The organism is Pseudomonas chlororaphis, assembly GCA_001023535.1.
Lineage (GTDB): Bacteria > Pseudomonadota > Gammaproteobacteria > Pseudomonadales > Pseudomonadaceae > Aquipseudomonas > Aquipseudomonas chlororaphis_E.
Genome location: CP011020.1, coordinates 1,180,943 through 1,199,005 on the forward strand (window position 1 = coordinate 1,180,943; position 18,063 = coordinate 1,199,005).

At 62.7% G+C, this 18,063-nt stretch carries 18 protein-coding genes; 9 read left to right on the top strand and 9 right to left on the bottom strand.

The features are described 5' to 3' along the window. Window positions 1–48 precede the first annotated feature (48 nt). Window positions 49–1,314 carry a heat-shock protein gene (locus VM99_05085; GenBank protein ID AKJ97455.1) on the top strand — a complete coding sequence of 422 codons (1,266 nt, stop codon included), beginning with the start codon at window positions 49–51 and terminating at the stop codon, window positions 1,312–1,314. A gap of 102 nt (window positions 1,315–1,416) precedes the next feature. Here the strand turns inward: VM99_05085 and VM99_05090 are convergent, their stop codons facing one another. From VM99_05090 to VM99_05100, 3 genes are all read right to left on the bottom strand, one after another. Beyond that, window positions 1,417–2,430: a membrane protein gene (locus VM99_05090; protein ID AKJ97456.1), complete on the bottom strand. Its 1,014-nt coding sequence runs from the start codon at window positions 2,428–2,430 to the stop codon at window positions 1,417–1,419. 209 nt (window positions 2,431–2,639) lie between these two features. Then, window positions 2,640–2,921 carry a phosphate starvation-inducible protein PsiF gene (locus VM99_05095; GenBank protein ID AKJ97457.1) on the bottom strand — a complete coding sequence of 94 codons (282 nt, stop codon included), beginning with the start codon at window positions 2,919–2,921 and terminating at the stop codon, window positions 2,640–2,642. A gap of 65 nt (window positions 2,922–2,986) precedes the next feature. Continuing rightward, window positions 2,987–3,877, bottom strand: coding sequence for an alpha/beta hydrolase (locus VM99_05100; GenBank protein ID AKJ97458.1), 891 nt, complete (start codon window positions 3,875–3,877; stop codon window positions 2,987–2,989). Window positions 3,878–4,067: 190 nt separating this feature from the next. On the opposite strand from VM99_05100, the gene VM99_05105 reads away from it, so the two are divergent. After that, window positions 4,068–4,598 carry a bacterioferritin gene (locus VM99_05105; GenBank protein ID AKJ97459.1) on the top strand — a complete coding sequence of 177 codons (531 nt, stop codon included), beginning with the start codon at window positions 4,068–4,070 and terminating at the stop codon, window positions 4,596–4,598. A gap of 65 nt (window positions 4,599–4,663) precedes the next feature. Here the strand turns inward: VM99_05105 and VM99_05110 are convergent, their stop codons facing one another. Next, the gene (locus VM99_05110; GenBank protein AKJ97460.1) at window positions 4,664–6,739 is read right to left on the bottom strand and encodes a hypothetical protein; all 2,076 of its coding nucleotides are present in this window, start codon (window positions 6,737–6,739) and stop codon (window positions 4,664–4,666) included. Between the two features lie 385 nt (window positions 6,740–7,124). On the opposite strand from VM99_05110, the gene VM99_05115 reads away from it, so the two are divergent. From VM99_05115 to VM99_05145, 7 genes are all read left to right on the top strand, one after another. Beyond that, a complete protein-coding gene (locus tag VM99_05115; protein ID AKK01698.1) occupies window positions 7,125–7,634 on the top strand; it encodes a hypothetical protein in 510 nt (169 codons plus the stop codon). 155 nt (window positions 7,635–7,789) lie between these two features. Beyond that, complete coding sequence (locus VM99_05120) at window positions 7,790–8,422, top strand: TetR family transcriptional regulator (GenBank protein ID AKJ97461.1); 633 nt, start codon at window positions 7,790–7,792, stop codon at window positions 8,420–8,422. A gap of 270 nt (window positions 8,423–8,692) precedes the next feature. Next, window positions 8,693–9,193 (top strand): urease accessory protein UreE, encoded by a 501-nt coding sequence (locus VM99_05125; GenBank protein ID AKJ97462.1) that lies wholly within the window; start codon window positions 8,693–8,695, stop codon window positions 9,191–9,193. Then, entirely contained in the window at window positions 9,190–9,864 is a 675-nt protein-coding gene (locus VM99_05130; protein ID AKJ97463.1) for an urease accessory protein UreF, read from the top strand. The genes VM99_05125 and VM99_05130 overlap by 4 nt, the downstream gene beginning before the upstream one ends. Window positions 9,865–9,873: 9 nt before the next feature. After that, window positions 9,874–10,488, top strand: coding sequence for an urease accessory protein UreG (locus tag VM99_05135; protein ID AKJ97464.1), 615 nt, complete (start codon window positions 9,874–9,876; stop codon window positions 10,486–10,488). Between the two features lie 31 nt (window positions 10,489–10,519). Beyond that, a complete protein-coding gene (locus VM99_05140) occupies window positions 10,520–11,092 on the top strand; it encodes a protein hupE (protein ID AKJ97465.1) in 573 nt (190 codons plus the stop codon). A gap of 179 nt (window positions 11,093–11,271) precedes the next feature. Beyond that, complete coding sequence (locus VM99_05145) at window positions 11,272–12,405, top strand: N-acylglucosamine 2-epimerase (GenBank protein AKJ97466.1); 1,134 nt, start codon at window positions 11,272–11,274, stop codon at window positions 12,403–12,405. 133 nt (window positions 12,406–12,538) lie between these two features. Here VM99_05145 and VM99_05150 read toward each other — a convergent pair whose 3' ends face one another. The 5 genes from VM99_05150 to VM99_05170 form a co-directional block, all read right to left on the bottom strand. Further along, entirely contained in the window at window positions 12,539–13,303 is a 765-nt protein-coding gene (locus VM99_05150) for a hypothetical protein (GenBank protein ID AKJ97467.1), read from the bottom strand. Between the two features lie 856 nt (window positions 13,304–14,159). Beyond that, complete coding sequence (locus VM99_05155) at window positions 14,160–14,876, bottom strand: ABC transporter ATP-binding protein (GenBank protein ID AKJ97468.1); 717 nt, start codon at window positions 14,874–14,876, stop codon at window positions 14,160–14,162. Next, entirely contained in the window at window positions 14,873–15,745 is an 873-nt protein-coding gene (locus VM99_05160) for an ABC transporter (GenBank protein AKJ97469.1), read from the bottom strand. Before VM99_05160 ends, VM99_05155 begins: the two co-directional genes overlap by 4 nt. Next, a complete protein-coding gene (locus VM99_05165; GenBank protein AKJ97470.1) occupies window positions 15,742–17,022 on the bottom strand; it encodes a branched-chain amino acid ABC transporter permease in 1,281 nt (426 codons plus the stop codon). The genes VM99_05160 and VM99_05165 overlap by 4 nt, the downstream gene beginning before the upstream one ends. A 2-nt stretch (window positions 17,023–17,024) precedes the next feature. Further along, a complete protein-coding gene (locus VM99_05170) occupies window positions 17,025–17,939 on the bottom strand; it encodes a branched-chain amino acid transporter permease subunit LivH (GenBank protein AKJ97471.1) in 915 nt (304 codons plus the stop codon). Window positions 17,940–18,063: the final 124 nt, after the last annotated feature.

Below are 18,063 nucleotides of genomic sequence, written 5' to 3' on the forward strand. Positions count from 1 at the left end.
CACTGGCATACACTGCGCGGCCGTTTTTTTAGCTGGAACCGCAAAGACATGAAAAACGCATCCCCGGCCCGTGCCTGCGGTATCGACTTCGGCACGTCCAACTCCACCGTCGGCTGGCTGCGCCCCGGCATGGAAACGTTGATCGAGCTGGAGGACGGCAAGATCACCCTGCCGTCGGTGGTCTTTTTCAATCTTGAGGAACGTCGGCCCGTGTATGGCCGCCTGGCCCTGCACGAGTACCTGGAAGGCTACGAAGGCCGGCTGATGCGCTCGCTCAAGAGCCTGCTGGGTTCCAAGCTGATCAAGCACGACACCAGCGTGCTGGGCACGGCCATGCCATTCAAGGACCTGCTGGGGCTGTTCATCGGCCAACTGAAGCAACGCGCCGAAGCCGCCGCGGGTCGGGAATTCGAAGAAGTGGTGCTGGGCCGTCCGGTGTTTTTCGTCGATGACGATGAACTGGCCGACCAGGAAGCCGAGAACACCCTGGCGGACGTCGCCCGGGCGATTGGTTTCAAGGAGGTGTCGTTCCAGTACGAGCCCATCGCGGCCGCCTTCGACTATGAATCGACCATCGCGAAAGAAGAACTGGTGCTGATCGTCGACATCGGCGGCGGTACCTCGGACTTCTCCCTGGTGCGCCTGTCACCGCAACGGCGTAACCACGACAACCGTCATGCCGACATCCTCGCCACCGGCGGCGTGCACATCGGCGGGACCGACTTCGACAAGCAGTTGAGCTTGCAGGGCCTGATGCCGCTGTTCGGCTACGGCAGCCGGATGAAAAGCGGTGCCTACATGCCCACCAGCCACCACATGAACCTGGCGACCTGGCACACCATCAACGCGGTGTACGCGCAGAAATCCACCCTCGCCCTGAACAGCATGCGCTACGACATCGAGGACACCGGCGGCATCGACCGGCTGTTCAAGTTGATCGAACAGCGCGCCGGGCACTGGCTGGCCATGGAAGTCGAGGAAACCAAGATCCAGCTGACCCACACCGATCAACGCCATGTGGCCCTGGACCGGATCGAGCCGGGCCTGAGCGTGGACCTGAGCCGGGCACTGTTCGAATCAGCCATCGACGGGCTGTTGGAGCGGGTGCGCGCCAGCGTCACGCAGCTGCTCGGCGATGCCAACGTCGGCGTCGAGCAGGTCGACACGGTGTTCTTTACCGGCGGCTCCAGCGGCATTCCGGCGCTGCGCAACAGCGTCTCGGCGATGCTGCCCCAGGCCAAGCATGTCGAAGGCAACATCTTCGGCAGCATTGGCAGTGGGTTGGCGATCGAGGCGATGAAGCGTTACGGCTAAAGCCAGTTGCAAGCTTCGAGCTTCAAGCTCCAAGTAACAGCAGTAATGCGGCACGACTGGCTTTTACTTGCAGCTTGCAGCTTGCAGCTCGTAACTCCTGTCCTAGACCATCCCGATCTGCTTCAACTCGCTCTTGAGGTACGCATAGTAGATCGGCCCCGCCACCACCCCCGGCAGGCCGAACGCGGCTTCGAACACCAGCATTGCCATGAGCAATTCCCAGGACTTGGCGCTGATCTGCCCGCCCACGATCCGGGCGTTGAGAAAGTATTCGAGTTTGTGGATCACGATCAGGTAACCCAGCGCCGCCACGGCGACCCAGATCGACAGCGACAGGCCGACGATGGTGATCAGGGTGTTGGACATCAGGTTGCCGATGACCGGCAGCAGCCCCAGCAGGAAGGTCATCACGATCAGGGTCTTGGTCAGCGGCAGCTTGATGCCGAACAGCGGCAGCACCACCGCCAGGAAGATCCCGGTGAAGAAGGTGTTGAGCAGGGAAATCTTGATCTGGGCGAAAACGATGTTGCGAAACGCCTTGACCAGCAGGTTCAGGCGATCGAACAACGCCGCCGCCAGGGGTTTGCGCTTGGTCAGGTCGGGGATGCGCTGCAAGGCGACGATGGCCCCCAGCACCATGCCGATCAGCAACGTCACGAACATGTGGGCCGCGTCCTTGCCCACCAGCTGCAGCTCGCTCAGGTGCTTGCTCATCCACGCGCCGATCGCCACTCGGAACTCGGCGGCGCTGGCCGGCAGGTAGGCGTCGATGAACGGCGGCAACTGCCCGCGGGCGCGGTCGACCACCGCCATGAACTTGTCCAGGGAGGCGCCCGGATTTTCCGCTTCATGGAGCAGGAAACTGATGGCCCCGGCGAAAATCAACGTCAGCACGCTGACCACCAGCGTGCCCAGCAACGCCACCGCCAGCCAGCGGGCACGCCGACCCTCGATCAGCCGTTGCAACTGCGGGGTGAGCATGTTGACGAGCTCGAACACCAGCAACCCGGCCAGCAGGCTCGGCAACAGGCGCAGCGGCAGCACCAGCAACAACCCACCGAAGATGATCACCCAACTGATCACCAACAACACATGACGCTGAGAAAACGTTGGCATACAGCCTCAAAGCAAACGGCGTGAAAGGATTGGCAGTCTGCCAGCCTTCCGCCGACAGCACTAGGCATTGTATCGGCCGATTCGGGTCGAGGTTCAGGGGATTTTTTGCTGCGTCTTCGATGACCCATCGCGAGCAGGCTCGCTCCCCACAATGGGCCACACAACGCAAACCTGCCGGGGAGCGAACCTGCTCGCGAAGAGGCCCCCGCCTATTTTTTCTTCAGGCAGTCACTCATGAATGCCTTGCGGGCATCGCCCTTCAGGGCCTGGGTGGTGGCCGTGGCGTTGCAGGTTTTCATGCGCTCCTGCGGGGTGCTCGAGTCGGCCTTCAGGCAGGTGCTCATGAACGCCTTGCGCTCGTCACCCTTGAGCGCCTTGGCGCTGGCGTCGGCGTTGCAGGTGGTCATCTTGTTCTGCTGCGCCGTCGCGGCGAAGCCCTGGGAGCACAGCAGCAAACCGATCATCAACAAAGGAACACGCAGCATTTTCATGACGTCTTCTCCTGAATGCCGCACAAGCGTGACGGCGATGCATCCAGTGTAGACAACCCGGGCCACTAGACACCGGCCGCTTTCAAGCGCTCGGCATGCTCGACGAACAGGCGGATCGGCTCGGCGCCCTTGCCGACCAGCCCCAGCGACTGGTTGACGATGTCGAAATGGTCCAGCGGGTAGTCATCGCGGATCACCGTGCCCAGGTGCGAACTGTGGCGCCCGACCATGCCGTCGCATTGACCGGCCTCGCGCACGAAGGTGCGGGCGAACAGGCGACAACTGCGGTGGGTACCATCGAACAGGTTGCGCCCCTTGTCGGTCTTGCCCGGTTGCAAGGTGCCCGACCAGGAGTAATAGCGCACCCCGTTGACCTCTTCAGGGCCGTGTCCGCCCCAGGTTGGCGGCAGCCCTTGTGGATAACGCTGGTTGAACAGGGCCACGCCCGCCGTCGTGAGGGAGGCATGGGACGCGTCAATGTCCACCGGCAGCCTGGGTCCGTGGTAGGCAGTTTCCAGCAGGCTCATCAGGGCGTTGACCAGCCGCAGCAGCGCACTGAGCACACGGCCCCTGGCGCTGTCGGCGGGGTAATGCCGTTGCAGGTAATCGGCCAGTTCCGAGCCATGGTTGGCGCCGGCCACCGACGTGACCGAGGCCACCAGGTCCGGGCGCTTGGCGGCGGCGTAGCGGGCCGTGAGGCTGCCCTGGCTGTGGCCAATCAGATTGACCTTCTGCGCACCGGTCTGGCGCAGGATTTCATCGATTCGCGCCAACAGTTGCTCACCACGCACCTCGGACGAATGCAGCGGCGACACCTTCACCGCGACGACCACGGCCCCTTCGCGGCGCAACGCCGAGACAATCCCGTACCAGTACGGGTACAGCACCAGCCGAATGAACCCGAGCATGCCTGGGACCAGTACCAACGGGTAACGAGTGGCGCAGCGTTGCGACATGGGCGGACATCCTTGTGCTCAGCGATGGAGGGGAAGGTCAGTCTATGCGTGCTTCATGACGCATCACCGTGATTGTAGGCGTTGGCACATTTCATAAAACTTTTTGCCCCGCTCATCACTCCCAAGCCTGTAAGCGATCACGCCCCGAGAGCGTGACGCTCCCAACCGGATCAGCCTCCAGGAGAACGAGATGAGCGACATGCACTTATCCGATGTAACCACCCTGCGCGAACGTGCACGGCAGAACGTAGAGAACGGCGCCGTGACCGAGGGCTACAGCGCCGATCGCCAGCAAGTCATCCGCCTGCTCAACGAGGCGCTGGCCACGGAACTGGTGTGCGTGCTGCGTTACAAGCGCCACTACTACATGGCCACCGGCCTCAAGGCGAGCCTGGCGGCCAGCGAATTCCTCGAGCACGCCAATCAGGAAGCCGAACACGCCGACAAGCTGGCCGAACGCATCGTGCAATTGGGCGGCGAGCCGGAGTTCAACCCCGACCTGTTGAGCCGCAATTCCCACGCCCAATATGTGGCGGGCAACACCCTCAAGGAGATGGTGTACGAGGACCTGGTGGCCGAGCGCATCGCCATCGACAGCTATCGCGAGATCATCCAGTACATCGGTGAAAAAGACCCCACCACCCGGCGCATCTTCGAAGACATCCTGGCCCAGGAAGAGGAGCACGCCGACGACATGGCCGATATCCTGGCCGATCTGTAAGCCTTACCGGCCCCTTCGCGGGCAAGCCCGCGAAGACGCCCTAGGCCCCACCACAAAGCCACGGGTTAGCGCGTTGGCTTCACCGTCACCGGCGCCTTGCCCGCCTTCATCTGCTCCAGCAACGGCGCACACTGGTTCGGTTCACCACCGCTGGGAGCCACCAGCGCCAGCAGGCCGGCGGCCGGAGCCGCGATCACGCCCAACGCCACCATCCCGGCACCACGCAACATCAGTGGCACCGCCTTGACGCCGGCCGAAGGCTTGGCGAAAGGGCCGCGCACATACAACGGCGAGCGCAGGGAAATCAGCCGCCAGCCCTTGGACTCCGGCGAAATGGTCAGGTCCAGTTGCTCGGTGGCCATGTTCGCCGTGCCGTCGATGTAGATGATCGCGTTCTCGGTGTCGAACACGAACAGGCGGGTGGTCGCCAGGCCGGTCTTGATGTCGAAATCCGCCGCCGCGCAGTTGATCTTCACTTCCTTGTCGCCAAAGATTTTCCCCACCACGTAGTTACCGACGTTCAATCCCGCCAGCTCCATCAACTCGCGACTGATGGCGCCATCGTTGATGAGCATTTTCAGCGTGCCGTTGGCGGTGCCCAGCAACGCCGCCACCGAATTGCCGCGACCGCTGATATCCGCGTCGCCGTTCAGCTCGCCGAAGCTGGTTTTCATCGGTTCGAAACCGGGGAACAACTGCTTGAGCTTGAAGCCTCGTGCGGTCAACTTCGCCTGGCCCTCAAGGGGACGGGTGTGGCCATTGAGACGGATCTGGGCATCGAGCCGGCCGCCGGCCACGCCGAAGCGCAGCGGTTCCAGGCTCAGTTGCCCGTCGTTGAGCACCAGGTGGGTGTAGAGGTCGGTGAACGGCAACTGCGCGCTGTGGACAATGCGTTTACCGGTGAACTCCACGTCGGCGTCCATCGCGCTCCAGCGCTCGGTGCGGAATTCTTCCACCGGCAAGACCTTGTCGGCCGGCTGTTTGCTGGCGCCTCCCCGGGCCTTTTGCTCGGCGTTGGAGTCGGCACCGATCAGCGGCGCCAGGTCACTGAACAGCAGTTGGTTGGACACCAGCGCGCCGCTGAGCTTGGGCCGTGGCTGGCCGGCGACGTAGGCGAGGTTGCCGTGGATGTCGCTGTCGCCGATCTTGCCGTTGAAGTCTTCGTAGCGAAACAGCGCCCCGCCCGGCTCGTGGAGCTTGGCAATCAGGCGACCGTCGGTGGCGTAGGGCGGTGAATCCGGCAGGGTCACGCCGGTCAGTGGATAGAGATGGGCAAGGCTTTTACCGGCCAGTTTCAATCGCAGATCGAGTGCCCCCAGGTTCATCGGGTCAGTCAGCGTGCCGGCCAGCTCGACGCGGGTATCGGCGATCCTGGCCTGGGCCTGCAACGGGAAAGGTCGCGCGGCATCCTGCAACGCCAGCAGGCCGCCGACCTTGCCGGAACCACTGAGCGCCTGCCCGTGATAGTGCCCGTCGACCTTGAAGGCAAACGCGTAGTCCTGCGGCACTGCCCCCTGGTCCTGGGCTTTCCTGGCGGCCTTGTCGCCGACGATCTCGCTGAACGGGATGGGCTTGCCCAACGGATCGATCAACACGTCGAGGCGGGTCTTGAGCGTCTGGTCGTCGAGGGTGACGTGGCCCTTGTCGAAGCCGATGGCGCCGATGTCCACCGCCCAGCTGGACGGCTCGGCGTCCGGGTCCTTCGGGTCGAATTGGAACGTCCAGTTGGCGCGCCCATCGGCCAGGCGCTGCAGGCTGGCATTGGGCTCCGTCAGGTCGATACGGGGAATCACCACCCGCCGGCCCAGCAGCGCCAAGGGTGAAATACGCAATTCCACGCGCTTGAGCGTGGCCATCTGCGGGGTTTTCGACCAGTCCGGGTTACCCAGGCTCAAATCCTCGGCCACCACATGGGGCCACGGCAGCCAGGCGCGCCAGCCTCCTTCCTCCGGCTCACGCTGCCAGACCACCGCCAGGTTGCCGTTGACGGCGAACGGGCGATGCAGTTCCTCGGACACCTTGGCGTTGAGCGTGGGTTTGATCCGGTTCCAATCGAAGAACACGATCACCAGCACCAACACAGCCAGCAGGACGACAAGGCTGGCAACACTCCAGGCAAGGATTTTCGAGGTGCGCGTCATGCACGGGGCTCCTGATACAAGTCGGCGTCCGAACGGCGGCGCCTGAAAAAAAGACCAACCTTAGCCTGTTCGTTATAAAAGGTCAGACTGGCAAAACAGCCAACAGGTTTAACACCGCTGCCTCGGTCGGCCTAAAAAAACCTCGAATTGCTGACCGATCCGTCAGCAAACTGTTACCGCACCCGCCCATTCGTGACGCAGCGATGGGTACAAAATACCCACTGCGGTGCAAAACCGCACCCTGGAAACGCCCGTCCTAGAGCCCTCGCCCAGAACAATCAATTCCGTTGATTATTACCATTGCGTTTATGAACTTTTATATCGACTTATCGAGAGTAGCATTGCCCTCGTACCCACTTTATCGCCCTCCCAAGGAGCAATGATCATGAAACGCCAATTACTGATGAGCTTGTCCCTTTCACTGCTGGCCTCGACTGCTTTTGCACTGCCAGCCTCCGAACAGGCCACTCCGCAAGTCAAGGACAGCCACTCGGTCTATAGCCAGACAGTCGCTGAAGGTGGCCGGGATCGCCTGGAAGAAAAAGGCCTGGTCCAGGACGGTGGCGACCGCACTCCACAAGGTCAGTCCCTGGCAGCCGATGGTTCCGATCGCACCCCACTGGGTGAAAGCCTCGCAGCCGACGGTTCCGACCGCACCCCACTGGGTGAAAGCCTCGCAGCCGATGGTTCCGACCGCACTCCACTGGGTGAAAGCCTGGCAGCCGACGGTTCCGACCGCACTCCACTGGGTGAAAGCCTCGCAGCCGACGGTTCCGACCGCACTCCACTGGGTGAAAGCCTCGCAGCCGACGGTTCCGACCGCACCCCACTGGGTGAAGCCCTCGCTTCCGATGGCGGTGACCGTGTGATCGAACGCAACGGCTCCGTGAGCTAAGCCCATGGCGGCCTTGAAAAAAGCCCGATTCCTGCAATCGGGCTTTTGATTTTCAAAGCCCTCGTTTCCCCGCGTTAACCCCTTCTATCGTTCGACGTCGGCAAAGCCGATTTGCTAGAGTGCGTCGCTCCCATGACTCGGAAGTCAGTCCTGCGATGCTGCCCCGCGCCGAACAGAAACAACAGACCCGAATTGCCCTGATGGACGCTGCCCGTCACCTGATGGAGTGCGGCCGGGGATTTGGCAGCCTGAGCCTGCGGGAAGTCGCCAGGACGGCAGGCATCGTGCCCACCGGCTTCTACCGGCACTTCGACGACATGGACCAACTGGGCCTGGCACTGGTCTGCGAAGTCGGCCAGACCTTCCGCGAAACCATTCGCCTGGTGCGCCACAACGAGTTCGTCATGGGCGGCATCATCGACGCGTCGGTGCGGATCTTCCTCGACGTGGTACAGGCCAACCGCTCGCAGTTCCTGTTCCTCGCCCGCGAGCAATATGGCGGTTCCCTGCCCGTGCGCCAGGCCATCGCACGGCTGCGCGAGGACATCAGTTCCGACCTTGCCGCCGACCTGGTGCTCATGCCCAAGCTGCAACACCTGAACAACGCCGCGTTGAGCGTGATGGCCGACCTCATCGTCAAGAGCGTGTTCGCCACCCTGCCCGACATCATCGACCCACCCGTCGAAGCACCACCCGAACACCTCACGCCCCAGGCCAAGATCACCCAGCAATTGCGGTTCATCTTCATCGGCCTCAAGCACTGGCAAGGCTTGGGCAGCACCGAATAATCCTCATTGTGGGAGCGGGCTTGCTCGCGAAGGCGGTGGTTCAGCTACATGGACGTCGACTGACACGCCGCCTTCGCGAGCAAGCCCGCTCCCACAGGTTTGCCGCTCGCCACAAAATAGTGCGCCCCACTCATGACGCGCACCAATCCGGAACAAAACATCGCCCACGGTAAAGCGTTGGCCCAACGCCCCCGGCTATTTCCTACACCCTCTTCGATTGGCAAGCCCCTTGCTCTAAACACCACATCGCTCATTGCTGGAAGCACGCCGATGCTGGTGATTCATCGCAGAATCGACACTCAACCCCACTGGGACGCCGAGCTGCACCTGACCTATGACGCCCGCAGCAAAAGCCGCCTGCGCTGTTTCAGTGCCGAGGGCGAAGACGTGGGCTTGTTTCTGGAGCGCGGCCAGCCGCCGTTGTACGACGGTGAATGCCTGCAGGCCGAAGACGGGCGTGTCGCGCGCGTCTGCGCCCGCTCCGAACAATTGCTGCACGTAACCTGCGCCAATGCCTTTGAACTGACCCGCGCCGCCTATCACCTGGGCAATCGTCATGTCGCCCTGCAAGTGGGCGACGGCTGGTTGCGCCTGCTGGACGACTACGTACTCAAGGCGATGCTCGAACAACTGGGCGCCAGCGCCGAAGCCATCGAAGCACCGTTCCAGCCGGAACATGGCGCCTATGGCGGCGGCCATCACCACTCCCGGCATGGCGAAGAAGCGTTCAACTATGCGCCGCGCCTGCATCAGTTCGGCGTGCGCACATGAACCCGGCCTGGGCGCTGCTGCGCCTGGCCAGCCCGCAGTTGCCCATTGGTGGCTACAGCTATTCCCAGGGTCTGGAGATGGCGGTGGATAACGGCCAGGTCGACACGCCCGACGCCGCGCGGCGCTGGATCAGCGACCAATTGCTGCTCAACCTGGCCCGCTTCGAAGCGCCGTTGCTGCTGGCCCACTGCACCGCGGCGGCCGCCGACGACTGGGAGGCCTTGCAGCACCACAGCGGCCGACACCGCGCCAGCCGGGAAACCCGTGAGCTGTATCAAGAGAGCCGGCAGATGGGCTACTCGCTGCAGCAGTTGCTCAACGGCTTGCCGGAACTCGATGACGCCGCACGGCACTTTCTCGACGCCCACAGCGAACCGCACCTGGCCCTGTGCTGGGCGCTGGCGGCCCGCGCCTGGCATATCGCGCCCCAGGATGCGCTCGCCGCGTGGCTGTGGAGCTGGCTGGAGAACCAACTGGCGGTGCTGATGAAAACCCTGCCACTGGGCCAGCAAGCCGCCCAGCGCCTGACCAGCGAACTGCTGCCGCTGCTGCAACAGGCCCAACACACCGCTTCAAGTATCGACCCCGATCACCACGGCAGCGCCGCGTTTGGCCTGTCCCTGGCGTGCATGGCCCATGAGCGCCAGTACAGCCGTCTGTTCCGTTCCTAGGAGACACACATGAATACACAACCTTTGCGCGTCGGCATCGGCGGCCCGGTGGGCTCCGGCAAGACCGCCCTGACCCTGGCCCTGTGCCTGGCGCTGCGCGAGCGCTACAACCTGGCGGTGGTCACCAACGACATCTACACCCGCGAAGACGCCGATTTCCTGGTGCGCAACGAAGCCCTGGCGCCGGAGCGGATCATCGGCGTGGAAACCGGCGGCTGCCCGCACACGGCAATTCGCGAAGACGCCTCGATCAACCTGGAGGCGGTGGACCAGTTGAACCGGCGTTTTCCGGGCCTGGACCTGATCCTGGTGGAATCGGGCGGCGACAACCTCTCGGCGACCTTCAGCCCGGAGCTGTCGGACCTGACCATCTACGTGATCGACGTCTCGGCCGGGGACAAGCTGCCGCGCAAGGGCGGGCCGGGCATCTGCAAATCCGACCTGCTGGTGATCAACAAGATCGACCTGGCGCCGCTGGTGGGCGCATCCCTGGAGATGATGGACAGCGACACTCGGCGGATGCGCAACGGCAACCCCTTTGTGTTCAGCAACCAGAAAACCGGCCAGGGCCTGGACGAAATCATCGCATTCATCGAACGCCAAGGCCTGCTGACCGCCGCCTGATTCTTCGACTTTTCAACAAGGAAGCCGCTTCATGACATTCAAACGCATCCTCGCCACCCTTGCCCTGCTGCTGGCGCCAGCGCTGGCCTTCGCCCACCCCGGCCATGGCGACAATGGCCTGATCGCCGGCCTCGGCCACCCCATTGGCGGCCTCGACCATCTGCTGGCCATGCTGGCGGTCGGTTTGTGGGCGGCCCAACAACAGGGCGCGGCACGCTGGGCACTGCCCTGCACGTTCGTCGGCACGATGCTGATCGGCGGCTTGCTGGGTTTTGAAGGGCTGGAACTGCCGGCCATGGAAAGTGGAATCGCCGCCTCGGTACTGGCCCTCGGGCTGGCGGTGGCCTTGGCAGTGCGCCCACCCCTGAGCCTGGCGATGGCGGCAACGGCGCTGTTTGCGTTGTTCCATGGCGTGGCCCATGGACTGGAGCTGCCAGACATGTCGAGCCCTTGGGCCTACGCGGCAGGGTTCGTCGCAGCCACGGCGGTACTGCATGGCGCCGGTTTCGCGGTGGTGCGTGTATTGCCACGGGCAGCAGCGCCACTGGTGCGGCTGGCCGGAGCCGCTTCGGCGGGGACTGGGGTCTGGCTACTGGCAGGTTGACTGGCTGGGCCTTCACGGCCGCTTTCGCGGGCAAGCCCGCTCCCACAGGTCCGCGTACGCCGGTCGAATCGTGGGAGCGGGCTTGCCCGCGAAGGGGCCCTTGAAGGCACTGCATCGCTCGCCCCTGCCACTCTGCTACCATGTCGCGCAATCGCCCCCAGCCGTGACGACGCTCGCCAATGCCTGATGCTTCCCGCCCCGCCCTGCCGCCTGAATTGATCACCCTGTTCGCCACGGTGCGCCGGCATTTTCACGAGGTGATCGTGCCCATGTGGCAAGGCCCGGGCTGGAACAGCGAACTGGCATTGCCTTATGAATCCCTGGACGCCCACCATGTGCCACTGCCGCCCCAGCGCTACCGCGCCATGGCCTGTGCACGCCAGTTGTACGTGTTTGCCAGCCTGATTGGCGAAGTGCCCCAGGCCGAGGAACGGGCCAGCGCGCTGTTTCGTTCGCTGCAGCGGCACTTCCACGATGCCGAGCACGGCGGCTGGTTCTACAGCATCGACCCGCAAGGGGCGCCGCTGGACACCGGCAAGGATCTCTACACCCACGCCTTTATCCTGTTCGCCTGCGCCCACTACTGGGACAAGGTGCGCGAGCCACTGGTGGAGTCGGTGCTCAACGCCGCCCTGGAGGTCATCGCCCGACGCTTTGCCACCGGCGACGGCCTCTACGAAGCCAGCCTCGGGCGCGACTGGTCAACCCTGGAATCGGGCCCGCTGCAAAATCCATTGATGCACTTGGCCGAAGCGTTTCTTGCCACCCTTTCGGTTCGCGAAGACGCCCACGTGCAGCAAGCGTTGTCGAGCCTGTGCGACGGGATGCTCAAGCGCTTCATCGAACCGACGCTGGGCGTGATGATGGAGAAACCGCTCAAGTCTGTGGATAACTGGTTCGAGCCAGGGCACCAGTTCGAATGGTATTACTTACTCGCATCGTCGCCCTTGTTGCGTGACGGCAAGCTGCGCAAGGCCCTTGAACGAAGCTTCGAATACAGCGAGCAACGTGGCGTAGACCGAAAGTCCGGCGCGGTTTGCGCGATGCTGAGCCTAGAGCCGCATGCCGCCCCGCGGGACGCGACCCAGCGCATCTGGGCCCAGGCCGAATACCTGCGCGCACTGACCTTACGTGCGGACGGTCAGCAGGCTTTGCTGCCGCAGCTAAAGGCCCTGCAGCAACACTTCCTGCATGCCAAGGGCTGGAACGAATGCCTGGATGCCGATGGCATCGTCAGCCGGCGGGACATGCCGTCCACCACGCCCTATCACCTCATGACCTGCTATCTCGGGTTGGCCGACTGCCTGGCGTAATGCGTTTGTGGCGAGGGAGCTTGCTCCCGCTCGGCTGCGAAGCAGTCGCAAAATCCTGGGCCTGCTTCGCAGTCCAGCGGGAGCAAGCTCCCTCGCCACAGGTTTCCATCAACCGCCCCCCCCAACTCATCGGTCAGGCCTTGTTGCGCTCGATGGCAAACCCGGCCCAGGTCTGGCTCACCGGCATCAACTCCAGGCTGTTGATGTTGATGTGCGCCGGCGTGTTGAGCACCCAGTAAATCGTTTCGGCGATATCCTGCGGCTGGATCGGATCGGCCCCGGCGTAGGTGGCGTTATAGCGGTCCTGGTCACCACCGAAGCGCACCAGCGAGAACTCGCTTTCGCACAGGCCCGGCTCGATATTGCTCACCCGCACGCCCGTGCCTTGCAAGTCGCAACGCAGGTTCAGGGAAAACTGTTTGACGAACGCCTTGCTCGCGCCATACACGTGGCTGCCCGGATACGGGTAGTTACCGGCGATGGAGCCCAGGTTGATGATTCCGGCGCCACGGCCATGGGCGATCAGGCGCGGCAGCAGCAAGCGAGTGCTGTAGAGCAGCCCTTTGACGTTGGTGTCGACCATGGTGTCCCAGTCATCGAGGTCGCACTTGGGGGCCGGGTCGACGCCCAGGGCCAGGCCGGCGTTGTTGATCAGCCCGCGCAGCGTGGCGAACGACGGCGGCAGGTTGGCGATGGCTTCCTCCATGGCCTTGCGGTCCCGTACGTCGAGCACCAGGCCGTGGACCTCGGTCTGCTTCGACAACTCGGCGCAGAGGGCATTGAGGCGTTCTTCACGACGACCGGTCAGCACCAGTTTCCAACCGGCCTCGGCAAAACGACGGGCGCAGGCTTCACCAAAACCGGACGTCGCGCCGGTGATAAACAGGGTGTTGGACATCGTATTCTCCTTGCTTGGGCTTGAACCGCTCATTGAAATGGAAATCGGCCCACAGCATGCCCGCCCCGACATGGCAGGGGCAAGGCTTGTGAAACCCCGTCAATTGCCCCCAACATTGATCATAAAACAACCAACTGGCGCCAAGCCTCGCAGAATAAGGGCTACAGCCGGTTGCCCGCACCTTATCCACAGGCACGTCCACAGTAACCGGGGGCAACTGCACAAGCCCCAGGCCGCTGTGCACAAGGCTTTGCGAGGTGTTTGGAAATTTTTTTCGCTTGACCCCGCAACAACGGTTGTGCAGTTCAGGATCTCTGCTATAAGCCAGCGGCCAACTAGGCGATGGCTCCAAGCCAGTAACTACGGCCCTTCGCGCGGTCTTTCCAGAGTTTAGTCACAGACTTATCCACAGGCTTGCCCAGCGTTTTGCGCAGCCTCGCCCAAGCGCATAAAGGTGTTGACAACTGCCACCGCCGCGCCATCAAAAACACCTGATCAGAAATTAACCACCGCCCTGTAGGCCGCGTAATCAAAGGCTTTCAGCCAGCTACTCCCACGTTACCCACAGCCAGTTCCACAGCAAACGGGGACAAGTCAAAAGTGTGACAAAACAACTGTTTGCGGCGACTTTATGTCGCGGTTTGGCAAGGGTTCAGAATGGTTTTCCACAATTGCCCGACAGACCGAACATCCCATTGTGGGAGCGGGCTCGCTCGCGAATGCGGCGAGTCAGCCGATAGGGTGCTGGATGGGAAACCGCTTTCGCGAGCAAGCCCGCTCCCACAGTGTTTGCGGTGAACTGGAAAGATAAAAAAACCCGGCGATTGCGCCGGGTTTCCTCATTGCAATCCCTGCCTCAATGCCCGCCCAGGTACGCGTTGCGCACCTCTTCGTTGGCGAGCAGTTCCTTGCCGGTGCCGGTCAGGCGGATTTCACCGTTGACCATCACGTAGGCCCGGTCCGACAGCTTGAGGGCGTGATTGGCGTTCTGCTCCACCAGGAAGATGGTCATCCCCGTGGATGCCAGCTCCCGCAGGGTGGAGAAGATCTGCTTCACCACGATCGGCGCCAGCCCCAGGCTCGGCTCGTCGAGCAGCAACAACTTCGGCCGGCTCATCAGTGCCCGGGCGATGGCGAGCATCTGCTGCTCGCCGCCGGACATCGTCATGGCCCGCTGGTTGCGCCGCTCCTTGAGCCGCGGGAACAGCTCGAACATGCGCTGCATGTCTTCGCTGGCGTACTTGTCACCGATGGGAATGGTGCCCATCAGCAGGTTTTCCTCGACGGTCATGTCGGGGAACACCCGGCGCCCCTCCGGCGACTGCGCAATGCCGTTGGACGCGATGTAGTGGGACGACTTGTGGGTAATGTCCACGCCCTGGTAGATGATCTGCCCGCCGGCCGCGCGCGGCTGGCCGAAGATCGACATCAACAGCGTGGACTTGCCGGCACCGTTGGAGCCGATCAGGCTCACGGTCTCGCCTTCGCCAATGTGCATCGAGACTTTCTTCAGGGCCTGGATCGGCCCGTAGAACACGTCCAGTTCCTTGAGTTCGAGGATCGGTGTACTCATACCAATTCCTCTTCATCGGCGCCCAGGTAGGCCGCGATCACCTTCGGATCGTTGCGAATCGCCTCCGGACCGCCCTCGGCGATGACGTTGCCGTGGTCCAGCACCACGATGTGGTCGGAAATGCTCATTACCATGCCCATGTCGTGTTCGATCAGCACCACGGTCAGATCATGCTCGTCGCGCAGCAGCCGGATCATCGCGCTCAGCGCTTCGGTTTCCTGAGGGTTGAGGCCGGCCGCCGGCTCGTCCAGGCAGATGATCTGCGGACGGGTGCACATGGCCCGGGCAATTTCCAGGCGCCGTTGCTGGCCGTAGGAAAGCTCGCCCGCCAGGCGGTTGGCGCAATCCACCAGGTCCACCACTTCCAACCAGTAGAAGGCGTGGTCCAGGGCATCGCTTTCAGCCTTGCGGTAGCCCTTGGTGTTGAGGATGCCGGCCAACAGGCTGCGGTTGACCCACATGTGCTGGGCCACCAGCAGGTTTTCCAGCACCGACATTTCCTTGAACAAGCGGATGTTCTGGAACGTCCGGGCCAGGCCGGCGCGGTTCACCAGGTGGGTCCCGCCGAACATCTTGTAGTACAGCCGGCTGGCGAAGGATTTCGGCGACACGAAGTCGGTCGGCCGGAAGGCCTCGCCCAACAGCTTGATGACGTTGGTCCGCTCGCCACGCACGTTGAGCTCGATCCTGCCGCCCGAAGCTTTGTAGAACCCGGTCAAGCAGTTGAACACCGTGGTCTTGCCCGCGCCGTTGGGGCCGATCAGGGCGAAGATCGAGTTGCGCTTGACCTGTAGGCTGACGTCGCTGAGGGCCTTGATGCCACCGAACTGCATCATCAGGTTTTCTACGGAAAGTACGACTTCGCTCATGGCGCTACCCCCTTGCGCGGCGTCACACCGGTACGGCTGATACGAATCAGGCCGCGAGGTCGCCAGATCATCATCAACACCATCAACACGCCGAACAGCAGCACCCGGTACTCGGAGAAACTGCGCAGCAACTCCGGCGCCACAGTGAGCACGAACGCCGCGATCACCACGCCCACGGTCGAGCCCATGCCACCGAGCACGACGATCGCCAGGATCAGCGCCGACTCGAAGAAGGTGAACGACGATGGGTTGACGAACCCCTGGTAGCTGGCGAAGAACACCCCGGCCAGGCCGGCCGTGGAGGCGCCAATGGTGAACGCCGATAGCTTGACCAGCACGTGGTTCAGGCCCATGGAGCGGCAGGCGATTTCATCTTCGCGCAGGGCTTCCCAGGCACGCCCGACCGGCATGCGGGTCAGGCGATGCTTGATGTAGAGCACCAGCATCACGACGATGAACAGCACGATGTAGATGAACAGGAATTTCAGGTTCGGGTTGTAATCGATACCGAAGAACTCATGGAACGGCACCCCGCCGTCCTTCGCCCTTCGCCCGAACTCCAGGCCGAAGAACGTCGGCGACGGCACTGGCATGCCATTGGGCCCGCCCGTGAACGACAGCCAGTTGTTGAGCACCAGCCGGATGATCTCGCCAAAGCCCAGGGTCACGATCGCCAGGTAGTCACCGTGCATTCGCAACACCGGGAACCCCAATATGCAGCCGGCCATCGCCGCCGCAATCGCCGCCAGGGGCAGCACCGTCCAGAAACCCAGGCCCAGGTACTGGTAACCCAGCGCCAGGCCATAGGCGCCGATGGCGTAGAACGCCACGTAGCCCAGGTCGAGCAGCCCCGCCAGGCCGACCACGATATTCAGGCCCAGGCCCAGTAACACGTAGATCAACCCGAGGATGACCACCGTGAGCACGTATTTGTTGGCGAAGAACGGAAACACGATGGCGATCACGATCAGTGCCGGGATGATCCAGCGCAGGCGCGACTTGTAGTCCGGTGGCAGGACGTGCACGCCGGAGCCGGAGCTTTCGAAACCCTGGAGCACCTTCAGGCCCCGAGGCGTTTGCAGGAACAGGCTCAAGGCAAAGCGCCCGATCATCACGATCGCCACCAGCCAGCCGACGCGGGCCGGTTGCAGGTTGAAGCTGTAGCCGTCGAGCACCACGCCGACAATCGGCCCGAACACGATCAGCGAGATCAGCCCGGCCAGGATCGCGTCGATGACGCTCTGTTTGATATCAATCGGTTTATTGGCAGCAGACATACTTATACCTTCGCCACGAGTGGGCGACCCAACAGGCCTTGGGGACGGAAAATCAGAATCAGCACCAGCAGCGAGAAACTGAACACGTCTTTGTAGTCAGAGTTGATCAGACCGGAGAACAGCGACTCGGAGATCCCGAGGATGATTCCGCCGAGCATCGCCCCAGGCAGGGAGCCAATGCCGCCGAGCACCGCCGCGGTGAACGCCTTGATGCCGATGATGAAGCCGGCATAGAAGTCGAACGTGCCGTAGTTCATGGTGATCAGCACGCCGGCCAGGGCCGCCATGGCGGCACCGATGATGAACACGTAGGAAATCACCCGGTCGGTGTTGATCCCCAGGATCGAGGCCATCTTGCGGTCTTGCTGGGTGGCGCGGCACATGCGCCCCAGCTTGGTGTACTTGATGATGTAGGTCAGCAGGGCCATCCCGGCAAACGCCGCCACCAGGATGAAGATCTTGGTGTAGGTCAGTTGCACGAAACCACTGCCGATGTCGACGCGCATGGCGCCTTCGAGCAGTGTCGGCACGCCCTGCTGGCGGGCGCCCTGGCTGATCTGGGCGTAATTCTGCAGGATCAGCGAGATACCGATGGCACTGATCAGCGGTGCCAGGCGGGTGGAGTTGCGCAGGGGTTTGTAGGCGACGCGTTCGATGACCCAGCCGTAGACCCCGGTGACCACGACTGTGAATACCAGGGTGCCGAGGATCATCAGCGGGAAGGATTCGATACCGAAGTAAGCCAGCAGAGCCAGACTGATTGCCGCGAGGTAAGCGGAAATCATGTAAACCTCGCCGTGGGCGAAGTTGATCATGCCGATGATGCCGTAGACCATTGTGTAGCCGATGGCGATCAGACCATAGACCGACCCGAGGGTCAGGCCGTTGATCAGTTGCTGCAGGAAAATACCATCCATAACGCGATCTCACGCATTTGAAAGGCTGCACGCACAACGCGGCGACGGACCGGGGTTCAGCCGCCGACGCGGCACGATGTGTGCGCAGCTTTCGAGAGAAAAGACAGGTGGGTCTTAGCCCGGG

Excerpts from the sequence above, each read along its gene's own strand:
- VM99_05085 (AKJ97455.1), top strand. The coding sequence starts at position 49 with ATGAAAAACGCATCCCCGGCCCGTGCCTGCGGTATCGACTTCGGCACG.
- VM99_05090 (AKJ97456.1), bottom strand. The coding sequence starts at position 2,430 with ATGCCAACGTTTTCTCAGCGTCATGTGTTGTTGGTGATCAGTTGGGTG.
- VM99_05095 (AKJ97457.1), bottom strand. The coding sequence starts at position 2,921 with ATGAAAATGCTGCGTGTTCCTTTGTTGATGATCGGTTTGCTGCTGTGC.
- VM99_05100 (AKJ97458.1), bottom strand. The coding sequence starts at position 3,877 with ATGTCGCAACGCTGCGCCACTCGTTACCCGTTGGTACTGGTCCCAGGC.
- VM99_05105 (AKJ97459.1), top strand. The coding sequence starts at position 4,068 with ATGAGCGACATGCACTTATCCGATGTAACCACCCTGCGCGAACGTGCA.
- VM99_05110 (AKJ97460.1), bottom strand. The coding sequence starts at position 6,739 with ATGACGCGCACCTCGAAAATCCTTGCCTGGAGTGTTGCCAGCCTTGTC.
- VM99_05115 (AKK01698.1), top strand. The coding sequence starts at position 7,125 with ATGAAACGCCAATTACTGATGAGCTTGTCCCTTTCACTGCTGGCCTCG.
- VM99_05120 (AKJ97461.1), top strand. The coding sequence starts at position 7,790 with ATGCTGCCCCGCGCCGAACAGAAACAACAGACCCGAATTGCCCTGATG.
- VM99_05125 (AKJ97462.1), top strand. The coding sequence starts at position 8,693 with ATGCTGGTGATTCATCGCAGAATCGACACTCAACCCCACTGGGACGCC.
- VM99_05130 (AKJ97463.1), top strand. The coding sequence starts at position 9,190 with ATGAACCCGGCCTGGGCGCTGCTGCGCCTGGCCAGCCCGCAGTTGCCC.
- VM99_05135 (AKJ97464.1), top strand. The coding sequence starts at position 9,874 with ATGAATACACAACCTTTGCGCGTCGGCATCGGCGGCCCGGTGGGCTCC.
- VM99_05140 (AKJ97465.1), top strand. The coding sequence starts at position 10,520 with ATGACATTCAAACGCATCCTCGCCACCCTTGCCCTGCTGCTGGCGCCA.
- VM99_05145 (AKJ97466.1), top strand. The coding sequence starts at position 11,272 with ATGCCTGATGCTTCCCGCCCCGCCCTGCCGCCTGAATTGATCACCCTG.
- VM99_05150 (AKJ97467.1), bottom strand. The coding sequence starts at position 13,303 with ATGTCCAACACCCTGTTTATCACCGGCGCGACGTCCGGTTTTGGTGAA.
- VM99_05155 (AKJ97468.1), bottom strand. The coding sequence starts at position 14,876 with ATGAGTACACCGATCCTCGAACTCAAGGAACTGGACGTGTTCTACGGG.
- VM99_05160 (AKJ97469.1), bottom strand. The coding sequence starts at position 15,745 with ATGAGCGAAGTCGTACTTTCCGTAGAAAACCTGATGATGCAGTTCGGT.
- VM99_05165 (AKJ97470.1), bottom strand. The coding sequence starts at position 17,022 with ATGTCTGCTGCCAATAAACCGATTGATATCAAACAGAGCGTCATCGAC.
- VM99_05170 (AKJ97471.1), bottom strand. The coding sequence starts at position 17,939 with ATGGATGGTATTTTCCTGCAGCAACTGATCAACGGCCTGACCCTCGGG.